Here is a 15902-nt window from a genome sequence, read left to right on the forward strand (position 1 = left end):
TTTCAGTTAATAATAAAAACATGTGCCACAATATAATTCTTTGATTATCAATAGATTAAATGCATGTATTGCAAATTCAGCGTACGCTTCTGTTACAAATACTGTTCGGTATTGATACAGTGATGCTCACGCTGAAAATTTGTTAATTGAAGCTCTCATGCAACGAAGCAAAGATTTAAATATGAGGCAGCTGTAACGTTTTGAATTTATCACTTGTCTTATGACGGAATATGTTTTTTTGTATTTTTAAAGACTAATTCCTGATCAATTAAGCTAATGATACTTAAAAAAGCAACTGTACTTGTTGTAGATGATGACCCTGATGTGCTCACAGCCGTAAAGCTTTTGCTGAAGCCCGAAGCGCAGGAAGTGATCACCGATAAAAATCCCGAAAATCTTAACTGGCTGCTGCAAAAAAATAACGTCGACGTTTTATTGCTCGACATGAATTTTAACAGCGCCATTAACACGGGCAATGAGGGTATATACTGGCTGCGTAAAGTAAAGGAGTGGAAACCTAACCTATGCGTTATCATGATCACCGCTTATGGCGATATTGACCTGGCCGTTCGCTCGCTTAAAGAAGGTGCCAGCGATTTTGTGGTAAAGCCGTGGCATAACGAGAAGTTGATCGAGACGGTTAAGGACCTGCTAGAGAAGAAAGATGGCGATAAGCCTTCAAAATCTGTAAAATCTAAAGGAACCACTTTGATCCTTGGCGAATCTGACGCTATGGACGATATCTTCCATAAAGTAAATAAGATAGCCCCTACCGATGCTAACATCCTTATCCTTGGCGAGAACGGTACCGGTAAAGATCTTATAGCAAAAGCCATACACGAGCGTTCGCTGCGTGCCGACAAGCCTTTTATAAAAGTAGACGTAGGTGCGCTAACAGATACGCTGTTTGAAAGCGAACTATTCGGCCATAAGAAGGGCGCGTTTACAGATGCCCGCGATGACCGCCCCGGTCGTTTTGAAGACGCGCACGGCGGCACTTTGTTCCTGGACGAAATAGGGAATATCAGCCTGCAGCAACAAGCCAAATTGCTAACTGTTTTACAAAACAGGCAGGTTACACGCCTTGGCACTAATAAACCTATCGATATAGATATAAGGCTCATTTGCGCTACCAACGTGCCGTTATTTGAACTTGCCAATGAGAACCGTTTCCGTAAGGATTTGATCTATCGCATAAATACGGTTGAGATCACAATGCCTCCACTGCGTAAGCGCAATGGCGATATCATATTGATAGCCAAGCATTTTGCCAAGGTATATGCTACCAAATATTTAAAGCAGGCAATGGATTTTGACGCGAGCGCCGTGCAAAAATTAAAAGGATACCATTTCCCCGGCAACGTACGCGAATTGCAATACACAATCGAGCGTGCCGTGATCATGGCTGATGACGCTGTGTTGAAGGCAGATGACCTAATCTTCTCATCTCTTGAAACTTCTCCCGTTGAGAATGTTCTGGAAAACGAAAACATTCAATTGAGCGAACTGGAAAAAAACGCCATTTTAAAGGTCATTGAAAAGCATCACGGTAACATTACCCGTGCCGCTAAAGAGCTGGGCCTTACACGCACCGCGTTATACCGCAGACTAAACAAATATGACATTTAGCGGCTTCGAGTTCCGGCTGATACTGCGGGTGCTGGTCATGTTCCTGACCTTGATACTCATGGCATTTTTAGCTAGCAATGGCTATTATTTATACACCGCCGTTATGGTGCCTGTTGTGTTTTACGAGGTAGCAGACCTGATACGCTTTCAGCGCAAGGCACAGGATGAGGTTGAGCAGTTTGTAGAATCGGTTCATTACCGTGATTTCTCTCGCCATTTTGACGAGCGCCGCGCGCCCAACGAATTAAAGCCTTTGCGCAAAGGTTTCAATCAGATCAACACCACATTTAAATCCATCAGTCGCGAACGCGAAACGCAATATTATTATTTGCAAAAGATACTAGAACTGGTTGACACAGGCATCATATCATTCGACCAGGAAACCGGCGAGGTAGCCTGGATCAATGAGTCGTTCAAAAAATTGATGGGCATACCCTACCTCAAAACTATTACCTCGCTGCAAAAACGCGAAGAAAAGCTTTACGACGACATCATCGACATTAAGCCTGGGGATAGCAAAGTGGTTTCTTTTACACGAGAAAGGCAAATTTACAAGGTGCTGGTTTCTGCAAGCGTACTGCGCAGCGACGACAGACTGTATAAATTGCTGGCCTTTCAAAACGTAAGCGAGGCATTAGACGATAATGAGTCTAAAGCCTGGTCAAAGTTGTTGAACGTGATGACGCATGAGATCATGAATTCGGTAGCGCCGATCTCTTCTCTGGCTGATACGCTCAAGAACCGCTTACAGTCCATCAACCAGGCCAACCCGACCCCTAATGATGATCTGGAAGACTTGGAACTAGGTGTGGATACTATCAAAAAGCGCAGCCAGGGCTTATTGAAATTCACGGAAAGTTACCGCAATCTCAACAAGATAACCAAGCTTGACCTTGAACGGATATTGGTATGCGACCTGTTCGAGAACCTTAACACGCTGATGCAGCCAACACTCGAGAAAAAGTTTATCGAGCTGGATATCATTCTTCGCGACCTTTCTATAGCCATTGAGGTCGACTTAAATCTTATAGAACAAGTGTTGATCAACCTGCTTACAAATGCCATAGAGGCTGTAAAAGACGTTGACGAACCGCAGATCACATTATCAGCAGAAATTCAGCCGAACAGTAAGACAGTAATAAAAATCGCCGATAATGGCATAGGCATGCCACCTGAGATAATCGAGAAAATTTTTATCCCTTTCTTCAGCACCCGTAAAACCGGCAGCGGCATTGGCCTGAGTCTATGCAAACAGATTATGATGCTTCACAAAGGCAACATCCAGGTGCAATCTGTAGAGGGTAAGGGCTCGGTCTTTATATTATCTTTTTAATTATTCTATTATAGTCATTCAGAACGCAGCGAAGAATCTTATTCGGCTTGATTTTGATGCGCGGTTTAATTAACAATCCTGCCAATTTGACAAGCTACCACCCTTTGGAATGCAAGTTGATTATTAAGTGACGAACCATTTTAACATCACTTTATAATCAATAGATAATGCAAGAAAAAGGAACTATATCCATCCACACCGAGAACATTTTTCCTATTATCAAGAAGTTCCTATACTCTGATAATGAGATATTTTTACGCGAACTAGTATCAAACGGTGTCGACGCTACGCAAAAAATTAAACGCCTTTCCTCTTTAGGCCAATACACCGGCGAACTTGGGCAGCTGCAGGTTGAAGTTGCCGTTGATGCCGACAAAAAAACCATTACTATTTCTGATAACGGCTTGGGTATGACAGCCGACGAGATCAAGAAATACATCAACCAGATAGCCTTCTCAGGCGCTACCGAGTTCATGGAGAAATTCAAGGAGGCTAAAGACGCTAATGAGATCATTGGGCGCTTTGGTTTAGGCTTCTACTCGGCATTTATGGTTGCCGATAAGGTAGAGATCAACACGTTATCTTATCAAGATGGTGCAGAGCCTGCACGCTGGATCTGTGACGGCAGCACCGAATTTGAGATTACGGAGGGCAGCCGCGAAACCCGTGGTACAGATATCATTTTGCACGTTAACGCCGAGTCTGAAGAGTTTTTAGAGAAACATCGTCTCCAGGAAATACTTGACAAGTATGCCAAATTTTTACCCGTGCCGGTGAAATTCGGTACTAAGACAGAATCTGAGCCTGATGGCGAGGATGAAGAAGGTAAACCGAAATATAAATCGGTTGAGGTCGACAATATCATTAACGATACCAACCCGATCTGGACCAAATCGCCAAATGACCTGACAGATGAGGACTATCTTAACTTTTATAAAGAGTTATATCCGTTCTCAGAAGATCCGCTATTCTGGATACATTTGAATGTAGACTACCCATTTAATTTAACAGGTGTACTTTATTTTCCTAAGCTGAAGAACGATTACGAGTTTCAGCGTAACAAGATCAAATTATACTCGCGCCAGGTATTTATTACCGACGAGGTTAAAGACATTGTTCCTGAGTTTTTGATGCTGTTGCATGGTGTGATAGATTCACCGGATATTCCGCTGAACGTGTCCCGCAGTTTCTTACAAGCCGACAGTAACGTTAAAAAAATTAACAGCTACATCACTAAAAAAGTTGCTGACAAACTGGCCGAGCTATTTAAAGCCGACCGTAAGGCGTATGAAGAAAAATGGAACGATATTGGCCTGTTTGTAAAATATGGCTACATCAGCGATGAGAAATTTGCAGAGAAAGCCAAAGACTTTGTTTTGCTGGCAAACACGGCGAAAGAAACATTTACGCTTGATGAATACAAAACAAAGGTTACCGATCTGCAGACCGACAAAGACGGCCGCTTAACGTATCTGTACACAAACGACCCGGATAAGCAAGACGCGTTTATTCAATCGGCAAACAAGAAAGGCTATGATGTACTGCTGATGAACTCTCCTATCGATACACATTTCATCAGTCACCTTGAGCAGAAACTGGAAAATACATCGCTTAAACGTGTGGATGCTGATGTGGCTGATAAGCTGATTAAGAAAGACGATGCGCCTGAAACTGTACTTACCGAAGACCAAACTACTCAGGTGAAAACTATATTTGATCAGGCGATAAATAAACCTGCATATAAGGTTGAGCTGGAAAGTTTAAACCCTGAGGAATTGCCTGTGACTGTGACAATGGATGAGTTTATGCGCCGCATGAAAGATATGGCAGCAATGGGAGGCGGTATGGGCTTTTATGGCCAGATGCCCGACAACTATAAAGTTGTGGTAAACGGCAATCACAAATTGATCACCCGTATCCTAAATGAAGGTGACGCGGAGGTTCAGGCTAAATTGGCCCGTCAGGCATTTGATCTGGCTTTACTATCGCAAGGCCTATTAACCGGTGCAGACCTTACCGAGTTTGTGACCCGTAGTGTTAACTTAATATAAATAAGACTAAGTAGTTCAATAAAAAGCCGCCCGTTTGTTAACGGGCGGCTTTTTATTTACAAGTTTTTAGGTTCCACCCCCGCTAGCTATAATTAGGCTCATAAACTTTTTAATGCATGTCAGCGTTTAGTATTAAAACCGGTTATGAAAGTTTTAAAATATATAGTCCTGGTAATTGCTTGTGCCACAGCGTTAACCGTAAGTGCACAAAGTAAAGCAGATAAAAAAGTAGCGCAGCAAACAGCCATAAAAGCAATGGTTGATAATCAGCGGTTTGATTTTGTGGCGCAATACGTTACACCACAAGGCGGCGGCCGCAGGTATTTAACCTCTACCTATGATCTTAAGGTGCGTAAAGATTCTGTAATCGCATACCTGCCCTACTTTGGCCAGGCTTATTTTGATGTGCCATACAATCCTACCGACGGCGGTATTAAATTTACTTCTACAAAATTCTCCTACAAAGTTACCCCTAAGAAAAAGGGCGGTTGGGATGTGTTGATCGAACCGGCGGATTCAAGATATTATCAAAAGTTATATTTCAGTATCTCGCCAAACGGCAATGCCTCTTTAAGTATGAATATCACTAACAGGAGTTTTATCAGCTTCGACGGATACGTTGAAGCGCCTGAAAAACGGAAAGACTAACTATTCATTTTTCATGAACTTACCCATGCCAACTGCGGGCTTCCAGGTGTCTTTGGGTTCGTAGTAATGCCATAGTAACGCCGATATCTTGCGGATCATAACAGCAGTTTCGTTATCATCGGTCCAGCGGCGGTCTTTAATATTGTTGGTCATTACAGAAAATACATAGTCGCCATGGGGCGCGTTCACTAAAACAGTTTCTGATTTTGCCTGGTCTACAGCGCCCTGTTTCGAGATGCATTGCACATACGGCGGGATTTCTGACAACGCTTTATCGTCCCAATAGATACGATTGAGAGTTCGGTACATCCGTTCGCTTGCTGCCGGGCTAATAGCACGCCTCTCGCGGATCATTTGGAAAATGCGGCACATTTCATACGGTGTGCTCACACCCCAACCATATTTAGCGCGCCACTCCTGCCGTGCCGGGTCGCGCGAATTATCACGGTAAGATTTAAACCCGTTTTGGTTTAGCCAATTGTTGATGTATGGTGTACCTACCAGCCGCTGCAACCACAAACTGGCTGTATTGTCGCTCATGGTAATCATCAGCATAGTTACCTTACTTAATTGAATTGTGTCGCCGTTTTTAAAAGAGCCTAAAATATCTTCGCCCTTGTACAGCAGTGAATCATTATAAACCAGTTTCTGATTGTATTGCAATTCTCGCTTTTCTATCTTATCCATCACACCACAAAGTATGCTAACCTTTACCATGCTGGCAGTGGGGAAAAGTGTATCGGCATTGGCAGAGGTAAAAGCCGCTGTTTTACCTGTCTTTAGATTGTGCACATAAATACCGATGTCGCCATTATAGCCCTGCACCGCTTCCTGTAGTTTTGACGTTAGTCTTTTATCAGTTTGCGCAAATACACTTATAGAAAGGACAGTTACAACAAGTGTTAGGATATATTTCATCTTGATTATTTGACAAGCAATGTATGAAAATCGAATGAGCTTAACACATTGGCAGATCTGCCGATTGCTAATTAGTATCTTTACCATTCTAATGAAATACCTGCGCTATTTACTTTGGCCATTTTCTTTGGTCTACGGCGCAATTGTGGTTATCCGCAATTGGTTTTACGATGCGGGGTGGTTTGAGAGTACGTCCTTTGATCTGCCGCTCATTACGGTTGGTAATCTTGCTGTTGGCGGAGCCGGTAAGTCGCCGATGACGGAGTACCTGATCGCGCTGCTAAAATCAAACTATAAAGTTGCCACGTTAAGCCGCGGTTACGGCCGACAAACAACAGGCTTTATCATTGCCGATAGGGACAGCAACGCACATGAAATTGGAGACGAGCCGGCGCAATTCAAGCAGAAATTTCCGAATATCATCGTTGCGGTATGTGAAAGCCGGGTGTCAGGTGTTGAGCGTTTGAAGGACGATCATCAAGTAATTTTATTGGACGATGCTTTTCAACACAGGGCATTGAAAGCCGGACTTAACATTTTGCTGTTCGACTATAATAAATTGCATGGGCCACAACTAATGTTGCCTGCCGGAGACCTGCGTGAACCCACGAGCGGTAAAATGCGGGCTGACATTTTGATTGTAAGCAAATGCCCTCCAGGAATGAATGCAGCAGAACAGGAATCTATCGCGGCCAGGCTGAAACCTTACCCAAAACAGCATTTATTTTTTACGTCTATTGCGTACCAAGCCTTATTCGGTTTTGGAGATTCTCAGCAGGCGACGTTGAAGGTCGGCAGTACAGTCTTTTTGCTGACAGGCATTGCCGGATCGGCCCCACTCGTAAAGCATTTACAGGACGCAGGTTGCAACGCGGTCCATCACAAATATGCCGATCATCACACCTTCACCTTAAAAAATATCACTAAACTTGTCGATGATTTTAATGCCTCGGCATCGGCTGATAAATTAATTATAACGACAGAAAAAGATGCCGAGCGGCTTAAGCGGCCCGAAATATTAGAACTGTTAAAAAACCTGCCGGTAATGGTTCAGCCTATTGGTGTGCAGTTTTTAAATAACGAAGGTGCTGCTTTTAATAATTTGATAGAAAACTATGTTAGAAAATATACAACGCACAGCGGCATACATTAAAAGCCGCATTGGCGATTTTGAGCCCGAAGTGGGCATTATTTTAGGAACGGGGCTTGGTGGTTTAGTTGACGAGATAGCAATTGAGAAACAATTACTATACCCTAATATCCCGGACTTTCCCATCTCAACCCTCGAATTCCACTCGGGCAGATTGATCTTTGGTACTTTGTCAGGTAAAAAGGTGATCGCCATGCAGGGGCGCTTCCACTACTATGAAGGCTACAATATGCAGCAGATCATTTTCCCGGTGCGGGTGATGAAAGCGCTTGGTATTAAAACGCTTTTCGTGTCTAACGCCAGCGGCGCGCTCAACCCCGACTTCATAAAAGGCGACCTGATGATCATCAATGATCACATCAACCTGCAGCCTACCAATCCGCTTATTGGCGCGAATGAAGATGAATTAGGCCCGCGTTTTCCGGATATGAGCGAGCCCTACCAACAAAACCTGATACAAAAAGGCATCGAAGTAGCCAAAAACAACAATATCAACTGCCACACGGGCGTTTATGTTGCGGTTACAGGTCCGAGCCTTGAAACACGTGCCGAGTACCGTTATCTGCGCATTATTGGTGGCGACGCCGTAGGCATGAGTACCGCGCCTGAGGTAATTGCGGCCAACCACATGGGCTTGCCGGTTTTTGCGATATCGGTTTTGACAGATGAGGGTTTCCCTGATACGCTGAAGGCGGTATCCATTGATGAGATCATTGCTGTTGCACAAACCGCCGAACCAAAAATGACATTGATACTTAAAGAACTGATCGCAGGGCTTGATGCTTAAAAAGTGCAGTTATTTATTGGTGCTATTGCTTACCCTTACTGCCCTAAGGTCGGTAGGGCAATCAACCTATCCGGGTACGCCGCCGGGCACCCAACCTACTAATTATGGCCGCGATACGGTTAAGTCAAAGCCCAAACTGACTGACGAACAGTTGATGGATACCCTGCGCGCCAAGGAAGACCGTAAGAAGGATACCGTAATATTCAGCGCTAAATTTATACGTGTTACCAGCGAACGGTTGCTTAACGATAGTACACAGGTTTTTCCGCTTGATACTACACTAAGAAACTTTGAGAATTACAGTCCGCTTTACCAGGTTACCAGTCCGCGCATTGGTTTGGGCAGTGTGGGGTTAGCGCAGCGGCCATTGTTGTTCGAGCCGCCTAAAACTCTAGGATTTGATATTGGGCAGCATGCGTATGACCCTTATCTGCTTACTCCAAACGACATTTTATACTACCGGGCGCGTGTGGGTTTCACCAATCTCTATTTGATATCGGGCGGCAAGTCCGAGCAGATATTTAAGGTAATCCATTCACAGAATGTGAAGCCTAACTGGAATGTTGGTGTAAACTATAGCACCATAGGTTCACGGGGTTTTTATGCGCGGCAAAACGTCAGCAATACCAATCTGGCGTTTTTTACATGGTACGAGTCTAAAAACAAACGCTATAATTTGTTGGGCAATATCATCTATAATAACCACAAGGCACCTGTAAACGGCGGAGTGGTTAACCAGGCAATATTTGGATCGCCCGATGGTACCACCACAGCTAACGCGCTTGAGAAAAGCGCCGAGCCGGTTAAGCTGAACACCGCATCAGATGCGGTGATCTCTACAGGGTTTTACTTAAAACAATTCTACTACATTGGCAGGCTGGATAATCTGCGCAAAGGTTCAGATACTTCTAAGGTGCTGCCTACAAACCGCGTGGCCTACACGCTTAGCTATACCAGCACCCAGTATAAGTTTTTGCAAAACGAAACCGACCAGTACCGCGTATTTCCGGACTATTTTTACAGCGCCACCAATTCGCGCGATTCATTGCGGATCAACCATCTGCAAAATGATTTTAACTATTCGTTCTACCTGAGAGGCAAGTCTGATTCGTTTGTGAAAAACGAGCTAAAGGTAGACCTGGGGCTTACCCAGGACCTTTACCATTACACACAGAATGTACTCGATTCGGTGATCAACCAATTCGGGACGAAGATTCCGCTCTCTGTCAAAAAAGGCCAGAACGATTTCCAAAATATTACCTTAAAAGCCAGGCTTGGCTATCGCTTTAGCGACCGTGTTGGGCTCGACGCAAACCTGCAGCAGGTTGCCGTGGGTTACAATTTCGGCGATTACCTGTACGATGCCCGGATCAATCTTTATGGCGGAAGTAAGGCAGGGCGCGTATTCTTCGAAGGGTATTCGCAAAGCAACCGTGCGCCATTGGTATTTACCAACTGGATAAGCAACCATTATAATACCGTTGGTTACTCTTTCAAAAATCAGAAGATCAATAACGTCGCGTTCAATTACATCAATGATAAGCTACGATTTAACCTCAAGGCCGAGTATTTCCTCATCAGCGACTATCTTTATTTTACAGCCACTAATGGCGGTATAGACGCGCACCCTGCCCAGGAAGCCGGACCTATTAGTTTGCTGAAGATAAGCGCCGGTAAAGATCTTACCTTTGGCCACTGGCACTTTGACAACTATGCTGTTTATCAGAAAACGGATAAACAACCGCTTTTACGCACGCCTGAGGTCTATGCTTACACCAGTTTGTATTATAGCAAGCTGTTGTTCAATATCCTCAACTCGTCTGTTGGTTTTAATGTGCGGTACAATACCAAATACCTGGCACCGTCCTATGCTGCCGGGTTAAGCCAGTTTTACAACGGGCAGGATGTTACCTTTAATTCCTATCCTATCGCCAGCGTTTTCTTTAAAGCAACCTTGATACGCACCAACATTTTTGCGCAATATGATTATGCTAACCAGGGCTTGTTTAGTAATGGGTACTATACAGTGAACCGCTATCCCGGTCAGCAATCATTGTTTAAGTTTGGTGTCAGCTGGACTTTTTATAATTGATAAAAAGATCATTTGACACCTATAATCCGCGGGTGTAACATGTTACACTTTCCCTATTAAATACTGACTTATTCGTATTTGACACCAAAATGTCAGTGAGATAAACCACTGTGCATCAACGATGCATGATCTTGTCAGTGTTTCAAGATTGCTAAAAATCGTCTAAAAGTGTCACATATTTGTAACAGGTGTTACACTGGCATTGTAATGTCATCAAATGCTAAATAACTATCACTTTATCACGTTTTCTGCTTTTTTTTCTTCGCTGCGGGGAACAAAACGTTGTTCAGAATAAGGCGGTAGCCGGGCGAGTTGGGGTGCAATTTCAGATCAGTCGGCGGGTCGCCTACGCTGTGCTGGTAGTCTTCGGGATCATGGCCGCCGTAAAACGTCCACTGGCCTTTGCCATATTCCCCGTGGATGTAGCGCGCTTCGTTGGCGGTTTTCATTTCGCCCATTACGGTAACGCCGGGCTTTAAAACAGATTTATTGTAAGCGGTTGTCAGGCCCATAAAGCCTTTGATCACCTTATCGTGGTTTTGGGTAAGCATGCTTGGCACCACATCCCACTTGGCCGAAAAATCGAACAGCGTGAAAAAGTCTTCCTCACGGTTCACACGGCGGGTGTAGGTATCGTCGATGTTGCTGAAGATATGCGACATAGGATTTTGATCCAGGTAAAAATTCTGAAAAGCAAAAGTCTGACCGAAGTCCAGTTTTTGTTGTGCATCAGGCGCAGCCGGGTCATGGTCGAACATGGGCTCACAAATATCCGTATTCGCAGCAGCCAGCGCAATGTCAAAGGTATCTGTCCCACTGCACATGGCAAACAGAAATCCGCCGCCGGCGGAAAAATCGCGTATGTGCTGTGCTACGGCCAGTTTCATTTGCGATACTTTTTTGAAACCCAGTTTATGCGCCATGGCCTCCTGCCCTTTTACATCGTCAACATACCAGGGCGTTGTCCTGAAAGCCGCGTAAAACTTGCTGTACTGCCCGGTAAAATCTTCGTGGTGCAGGTGCAGCCAATCATATTTGGGCAGGTCGCCGCGTATCACTTCTTCGTCATACAAAACGTCGTAGGGTATCTCGGCGTATTTTAATACCAGGGTAACGGCATCGTCCCACGGCAATTTGCTTTTAGGCGAATACACGGCCACGTGTGGTGCCTTTTCCAGCTTCACTACATCCATATTGGCAGAGGGGTCGTTGATCTCTGCTAAAACACTATTGGCCTTTGCGTCGGCTAAAACCTCGTAGCTTACCCCGCGTATCTTGCACTCGTCTTCTATGTTCTTGGCGTATCCCGTCATGAAACTGCCGCCACGATAATTAAGCAGCCAGTTTAATTCCTGCCCGTTCTTTAACACCCAAAAAGCAATACCGTAAGACTTGAGGTGATCTTTCTGCGCCTCGTCCATCGGGATGAGAATGGAAGCCGCTTTTGTGAATAAGGATAAAAGGAGAAAGGAGAAAGCTAAAAGGTATTGGAACTTATGCATGCGGTAACTAAATTAACGAATATTTAATGAAGCTATTACAACCGGGCGTCATTGCGAGGAATATCATGACGAAGCAATCTCCAAATTAGGCTCAACTAATCGGGGATTGCCACGTCGTCCCTATCGGCACTTCTCGCAATGACGTTTATGTTTACACACATTATTCTTACCTTTGCCACCCTATGAGCAAAGCAATAATCAAAACAGAAAAAGGCGACATGACCGTTGAATTCTACGATCAGGATGCCCCTAATACCGTTAAAAACTTTTTAGACCTGGCTAAAAGCGGGTTCTACAATGGCGTAACGTTCCACCGTGTGATCCCTAATTTTGTTGTACAGGGCGGCGACCCAACAGGTACAGGCGCGGGCGGTTCTGGCAAACGTATTGATTGCGAATTAACAGGCGGTAACCAATATCACGATCGTGGTGTGCTGTCAATGGCACACGCGGGCCGCAACACCGGCAGCTCACAATTTTTTATCTGCCATAGCCGCGATAATACAGCCCACCTTGACCGCAACCATACTTGCTTTGGTAAAGTGGTAGAGAACGTCGAAGTGGTTGACCAGATCCGCCAGGGTGATAAAATTACCGGCGTTGAAGTTATAGAAGGATAAATTCTGTTGTGAGTTGTGAGTTATAGGTTGCAAATAAAATTGCACACAATTCATAACTGATAATAGACAACTAAATCATATGAATATACACGGAATAGTTGCCGTATCGGGAAAACCCGGTCTTTGGCGGGCCATTGCGCAAAATAAAACCGGCTTTGTTTTAGAAAGCCTTGATGCGGCTAAAACCAAATTAGTAGTTAACACAGCTACAGCGAAGTTAGCTGCGCTTGACGAGATCACTATTTTTGGTAACGAAGACGACATTAAACTGACCGATGTGTTAGAGAAAATGAAGTCGACCACTGATATTCCAGACCCTAAAGCCGACGGAAACAAGCTGCGCGCTTACTTCTACGAAGTTGCCCCCGACCATGATGAAAGCCGGGTTTACAGTTCTGACATAAAGAAGGTGATCAGCTGGTTTGGCATCTTAAAAGATCATCCCGGTTTTAATGAGGCAGCAAATGATGATGCACCGGTTGCTGCTGAAGAGCCTGCTGTCGAAATACCTGCTGAAAAAATTGCAGAACCTGCTGCAGCTGAGGCAAAGCCGAAGGCTAAGAAAGCGGCTGCTAAGAAATAGAAGAAGCTTATCATCTACCATGTCATTGCGAGCGAAGCGCGGCAATCTTAGCATATGCGATAGAATGTCCTCTGAGATTGCTTCGTGTCTCGCAATGACACATACTGCTATAAATCGCTTAGCCCTCTCCTTGGGAGAGGGTTGGGTGAGGCAAAACCTTAACACTCCACCTGTTCGCACTTCTCTGTCACCAGTTCGGCCTCAAAGGTGCAATGCGAAATCTCAAGATGTTCTAAGCGGTGGCGCAGGTCTTTTTTAATGGTATTGAAGTGGACGATATTTTCCTTGTCGACCACGATATGCGCGGTCAGGGCGTTTTCGGTGGTACTTAGCGCCCAAACGTGTATGTGATGCACATCAACTACGCCTTTGCCTTTTAATAATTCTGCTTTTATTTTCTCCAGGTCCATTTCGGCCGGTACGCCGTCCATTTCCAATATCACGCTATGTTTTAACAAGCGCCAGGTGCCGGCTATGATGACAACCACAATAACGAGGCTAACAATACTATCAATAATGTACAGGTGGGTGAAGTAAATAACCACTCCGGATATGACCACACCAAGCGATACCAGCGCGTCGACCGCCATGTGCAAGTATGCGCCTTTAATATTCAGGTCTTTATCTTTATCCTTTACAAAAAGGAAAGCAGTAACAGCGTTCACGCCGATGCCTGCCAGGGCTACCCACGCAATGGTGATCCCCTCTAAAGGATGAGGATGCAAAAGCCGCATGGCGGCCTCGTAAGCAATGATCGCGACGGCTGCTAACAGAATGACCGCGTTAATTAAAGAAACAATAATTGTGGACCGTTTATAGCCGTATGTATAACGTGAGGTCGAGCTTTTCTTTGCCAGTTTAAATGCCAGCAATGCTAAAGCTAAACTTGCCACGTCACTAAGGTTATGTCCGGCGTCTGTCAATAACGACAATGAACCCTGCGCCCAGCCAACTACAGCTTCTACCACAACGAATGCCGAATTAAGCAGGATACCAACTATAAACGCGGTGTTGATGTGATCAAGCTTTGGAGCATGGTTATGATGGTGGTGCGAGTGGTCGTGATCGAGGGCCATGCTGCTATATAAAGTGCCTTAAAAATAAAGCCCAAAGTATCAGCAGCATCAGTGCGTATTTTACCGCATAGTATAAAGTTCGGTTAAACGCCTTTAACCTTTTGCCTACCAGGCGAATAGAGTATACGTACCTGAAAATCTTATTTATGTTACCGGTCTTGTCCGTCCCCATGTTTGGCGAAGCTGCAGACGCGATGATAAACCAGCCAAAGAAACTGTTCCACGCACGGCCGAAAATGGTTTTAACAGGGCGTTCAACATCGCAGAACAATATCAAGCGGTCTTTATCTGTATCATTATGGGCATGGTGAATGTAGGTTTCATCGAACATTACATCGTCTCCGTCTTTCCAGGCATAAGGCTGCCCGTCAACAACGATGTTGCACATCTCTGAGTTTGGCGTGATCAAACCTAAATGGTAACGCAGCGAACCGGCGTATGGGTCGCGATGGGGCATTAGTTGGCTACCTGCCGGCAAAACCGCGAACATGGCAGCCTTTATGTTTGGCGTATTCTTCAAAAACTCCACGGTTTGCGGGCAATGCTGCATTGCCGACGGGTGAAAATCACCATACCATTTTAAATAAAAACGTTTCCATCCGCGGCGAAAAAATGAGTTAAAACCAACATCGTTCAGCGTGTCAGAGCCTTTTATCAGCTCGGCTTGTTCAAGCTGGATAGCTTCATCCCGGATAGTTTGCCAATTGGTTTTAAGCAGATTCAACTGTGGAAAATTGGCCGTGCTGATATAGGGTTTGTTCTCTACCGCGGACAAGGCGTACATAGGCACATTGATGGGCGCCATAAAGGTAGAATGATCTGACACCTGGCGGAAAAACTTATACCGTACCCTGCCACGGTAGTGCACAATAACGGTTGCTATGATCAAACTATAAAGTATAAAGAACTTTACAGACAGTAATTCATGTAAAATGGATTGCATGTAACGGGATTAACTTTATCAAAATTACCATTAAAGCCCTTTAAAACCAAAGTTGCTGGATAGTAATTAGATATGGCTGACTATCGGTGATGGTAAGGCTCCCCTTTTATAATGGTGAACGCACGGTATAGTTGCTCTACAAAAAACAACCGTACCATTTGGTGCGAGAAGGTCATCTTAGAAAGTGATAGCTTATCGTTCGCACGCTCATGTACTGTTCGGTCGAAACCATAGGGCCCTCCCACTACAAAAACAAGATTTGAAATCGAGGCTATAGCCTTATTGTTTAAGTAGTTCGAGAACTTAACCGAGGTGTATTCTGTTCCGTTCTCATCCAGCAGGATCACAAAATCAGTTGCATTAATCCGCTTTAAAATCAGCTCGGCTTCCTTGCTTTTCTGCTGATCTTCTGATAGCGCCTTCGTATTTTTTAATTCGGGCAGATCAACTATCTCTGCTTTACAATAATGTTTCAGCCGTTTCAAATACTTGTCTATCCCCTCCTTAACATAGGCGTCTTCGGTCTTTCCAACAGTAATCAGGGTGATCTTCATGAGGCCAAAATTAGCA

The 15902-nt window shown here is 44.6% G+C and carries 14 protein-coding genes; 9 read left to right on the forward strand and 5 right to left on the reverse strand.

Features of this window, described 5'->3' with window-relative positions:
- The first annotated feature begins 276 nt into the window (after positions 1 to 276).
- The 4 genes from GO620_RS07765 to GO620_RS07780 all read left to right on the forward strand — a co-directional run bounded on the left by GO620_RS07765 (position 277) and on the right by GO620_RS07780 (position 5661).
- Positions 277 to 1629 carry a sigma-54-dependent transcriptional regulator gene (locus GO620_RS07765; RefSeq protein WP_157523973.1) on the forward strand — a complete coding sequence of 451 codons (1353 nt, stop codon included), beginning with the start codon at positions 277 to 279 and terminating at the stop codon, positions 1627 to 1629.
- Positions 1619 to 2962, forward strand: coding sequence for a sensor histidine kinase (locus GO620_RS07770; RefSeq protein ID WP_157523975.1), 1344 nt, complete (start codon positions 1619 to 1621; stop codon positions 2960 to 2962). The genes GO620_RS07765 and GO620_RS07770 overlap by 11 nt, the downstream gene beginning before the upstream one ends.
- Positions 2963 to 3129: 167 nt before the next feature.
- Positions 3130 to 5013, forward strand: coding sequence for a molecular chaperone HtpG (gene htpG, locus GO620_RS07775; protein ID WP_157523977.1), 1884 nt, complete (start codon positions 3130 to 3132; stop codon positions 5011 to 5013).
- A 144-nt stretch (positions 5014 to 5157) separates the two neighbouring features.
- Positions 5158 to 5661, forward strand: coding sequence for a DUF4251 domain-containing protein (locus GO620_RS07780; protein WP_157523979.1), 504 nt, complete (start codon positions 5158 to 5160; stop codon positions 5659 to 5661).
- Here GO620_RS07780 and GO620_RS07785 read toward each other — a convergent pair whose 3' ends face one another.
- Positions 5662 to 6579, reverse strand: a complete 918-nt coding sequence (locus tag GO620_RS07785; protein ID WP_157523980.1) for a serine hydrolase — start codon at positions 6577 to 6579, stop codon at positions 5662 to 5664.
- Between the two features lie 91 nt (positions 6580 to 6670).
- On the opposite strand from GO620_RS07785, the gene lpxK reads away from it, so the two are divergent.
- From lpxK to GO620_RS07800, 3 genes are read left to right on the forward strand one after another with little or no spacing between them, the layout of a single operon-like run.
- Positions 6671 to 7732: a tetraacyldisaccharide 4'-kinase gene (gene lpxK / locus GO620_RS07790; protein ID WP_244139478.1), complete on the forward strand. Its 1062-nt coding sequence runs from the start codon at positions 6671 to 6673 to the stop codon at positions 7730 to 7732.
- Positions 7695 to 8516: a purine-nucleoside phosphorylase gene (locus GO620_RS07795; protein ID WP_157523984.1), complete on the forward strand. Its 822-nt coding sequence runs from the start codon at positions 7695 to 7697 to the stop codon at positions 8514 to 8516. The genes lpxK and GO620_RS07795 overlap by 38 nt, the downstream gene beginning before the upstream one ends.
- The gene (locus tag GO620_RS07800) at positions 8509 to 10608 is read left to right on the forward strand and encodes a putative porin (RefSeq protein WP_157523986.1); all 2100 of its coding nucleotides are present in this window, start codon (positions 8509 to 8511) and stop codon (positions 10606 to 10608) included. The genes GO620_RS07795 and GO620_RS07800 overlap by 8 nt, the downstream gene beginning before the upstream one ends.
- Positions 10609 to 10847: 239 nt before the next feature.
- On the opposite strand, the gene GO620_RS07805 is transcribed toward GO620_RS07800, so the two are convergent.
- On the reverse strand, positions 10848 to 12029 hold the full coding sequence (locus GO620_RS07805; protein ID WP_198173530.1) for an asparagine synthetase B: 1182 nt from the start codon (positions 12027 to 12029) through the stop codon (positions 10848 to 10850).
- 263 nt (positions 12030 to 12292) lie between these two features.
- Between GO620_RS07805 and GO620_RS07810 the strand changes: the two genes are divergently transcribed.
- Entirely contained in the window at positions 12293 to 12730 is a 438-nt protein-coding gene (locus GO620_RS07810; RefSeq protein ID WP_157523990.1) for a peptidylprolyl isomerase, read from the forward strand.
- Between the two features lie 79 nt (positions 12731 to 12809).
- Positions 12810 to 13313 (forward strand): DUF5606 family protein, encoded by a 504-nt coding sequence (locus GO620_RS07815; RefSeq protein WP_157523991.1) that lies wholly within the window; start codon positions 12810 to 12812, stop codon positions 13311 to 13313.
- Between the two features lie 158 nt (positions 13314 to 13471).
- Here the strand turns inward: GO620_RS07815 and GO620_RS07820 are convergent, their stop codons facing one another.
- The 3 genes from GO620_RS07820 to rlmH all read right to left on the reverse strand — a co-directional run bounded on the left by GO620_RS07820 (position 13472) and on the right by rlmH (position 15886).
- Positions 13472 to 14389 (reverse strand): cation diffusion facilitator family transporter, encoded by a 918-nt coding sequence (locus GO620_RS07820; RefSeq protein ID WP_157523993.1) that lies wholly within the window; start codon positions 14387 to 14389, stop codon positions 13472 to 13474.
- Positions 14390 to 14393: 4 nt separating this feature from the next.
- Positions 14394 to 15332: an aspartyl/asparaginyl beta-hydroxylase domain-containing protein gene (locus GO620_RS07825; protein ID WP_157523995.1), complete on the reverse strand. Its 939-nt coding sequence runs from the start codon at positions 15330 to 15332 to the stop codon at positions 14394 to 14396.
- A gap of 80 nt (positions 15333 to 15412) precedes the next feature.
- The gene (gene rlmH / locus GO620_RS07830; RefSeq protein ID WP_157523997.1) at positions 15413 to 15886 is read right to left on the reverse strand and encodes a 23S rRNA (pseudouridine(1915)-N(3))-methyltransferase RlmH; all 474 of its coding nucleotides are present in this window, start codon (positions 15884 to 15886) and stop codon (positions 15413 to 15415) included.
- Between the last annotated feature and the right edge of the window lie 16 nt (positions 15887 to 15902).

Origin of the sequence: Mucilaginibacter ginkgonis (assembly GCF_009754905.2) — a bacterium.
Taxonomy (GTDB): Bacteria; Bacteroidota; Bacteroidia; order Sphingobacteriales; family Sphingobacteriaceae; genus Mucilaginibacter; species Mucilaginibacter ginkgonis.

Excerpts from the sequence above, each read along its gene's own strand:
- GO620_RS07765 (WP_157523973.1), top strand. The coding sequence starts at position 277 with ATGATACTTAAAAAAGCAACTGTACTTGTTGTAGATGATGACCCTGAT.
- GO620_RS07770 (WP_157523975.1), top strand. The coding sequence starts at position 1,619 with ATGACATTTAGCGGCTTCGAGTTCCGGCTGATACTGCGGGTGCTGGTC.
- htpG (WP_157523977.1), top strand. The coding sequence starts at position 3,130 with ATGCAAGAAAAAGGAACTATATCCATCCACACCGAGAACATTTTTCCT.
- GO620_RS07780 (WP_157523979.1), top strand. The coding sequence starts at position 5,158 with ATGAAAGTTTTAAAATATATAGTCCTGGTAATTGCTTGTGCCACAGCG.
- GO620_RS07785 (WP_157523980.1), bottom strand. The coding sequence starts at position 6,579 with ATGAAATATATCCTAACACTTGTTGTAACTGTCCTTTCTATAAGTGTA.
- lpxK (WP_244139478.1), top strand. The coding sequence starts at position 6,671 with ATGAAATACCTGCGCTATTTACTTTGGCCATTTTCTTTGGTCTACGGC.
- GO620_RS07795 (WP_157523984.1), top strand. The coding sequence starts at position 7,695 with ATGTTAGAAAATATACAACGCACAGCGGCATACATTAAAAGCCGCATT.
- GO620_RS07800 (WP_157523986.1), top strand. The coding sequence starts at position 8,509 with ATGCTTAAAAAGTGCAGTTATTTATTGGTGCTATTGCTTACCCTTACT.
- GO620_RS07805 (WP_198173530.1), bottom strand. The coding sequence starts at position 12,029 with ATGGACGAGGCGCAGAAAGATCACCTCAAGTCTTACGGTATTGCTTTT.
- GO620_RS07810 (WP_157523990.1), top strand. The coding sequence starts at position 12,293 with ATGAGCAAAGCAATAATCAAAACAGAAAAAGGCGACATGACCGTTGAA.
- GO620_RS07815 (WP_157523991.1), top strand. The coding sequence starts at position 12,810 with ATGAATATACACGGAATAGTTGCCGTATCGGGAAAACCCGGTCTTTGG.
- GO620_RS07820 (WP_157523993.1), bottom strand. The coding sequence starts at position 14,389 with ATGGCCCTCGATCACGACCACTCGCACCACCATCATAACCATGCTCCA.
- GO620_RS07825 (WP_157523995.1), bottom strand. The coding sequence starts at position 15,332 with ATGCAATCCATTTTACATGAATTACTGTCTGTAAAGTTCTTTATACTT.
- rlmH (WP_157523997.1), bottom strand. The coding sequence starts at position 15,886 with ATGAAGATCACCCTGATTACTGTTGGAAAGACCGAAGACGCCTATGTT.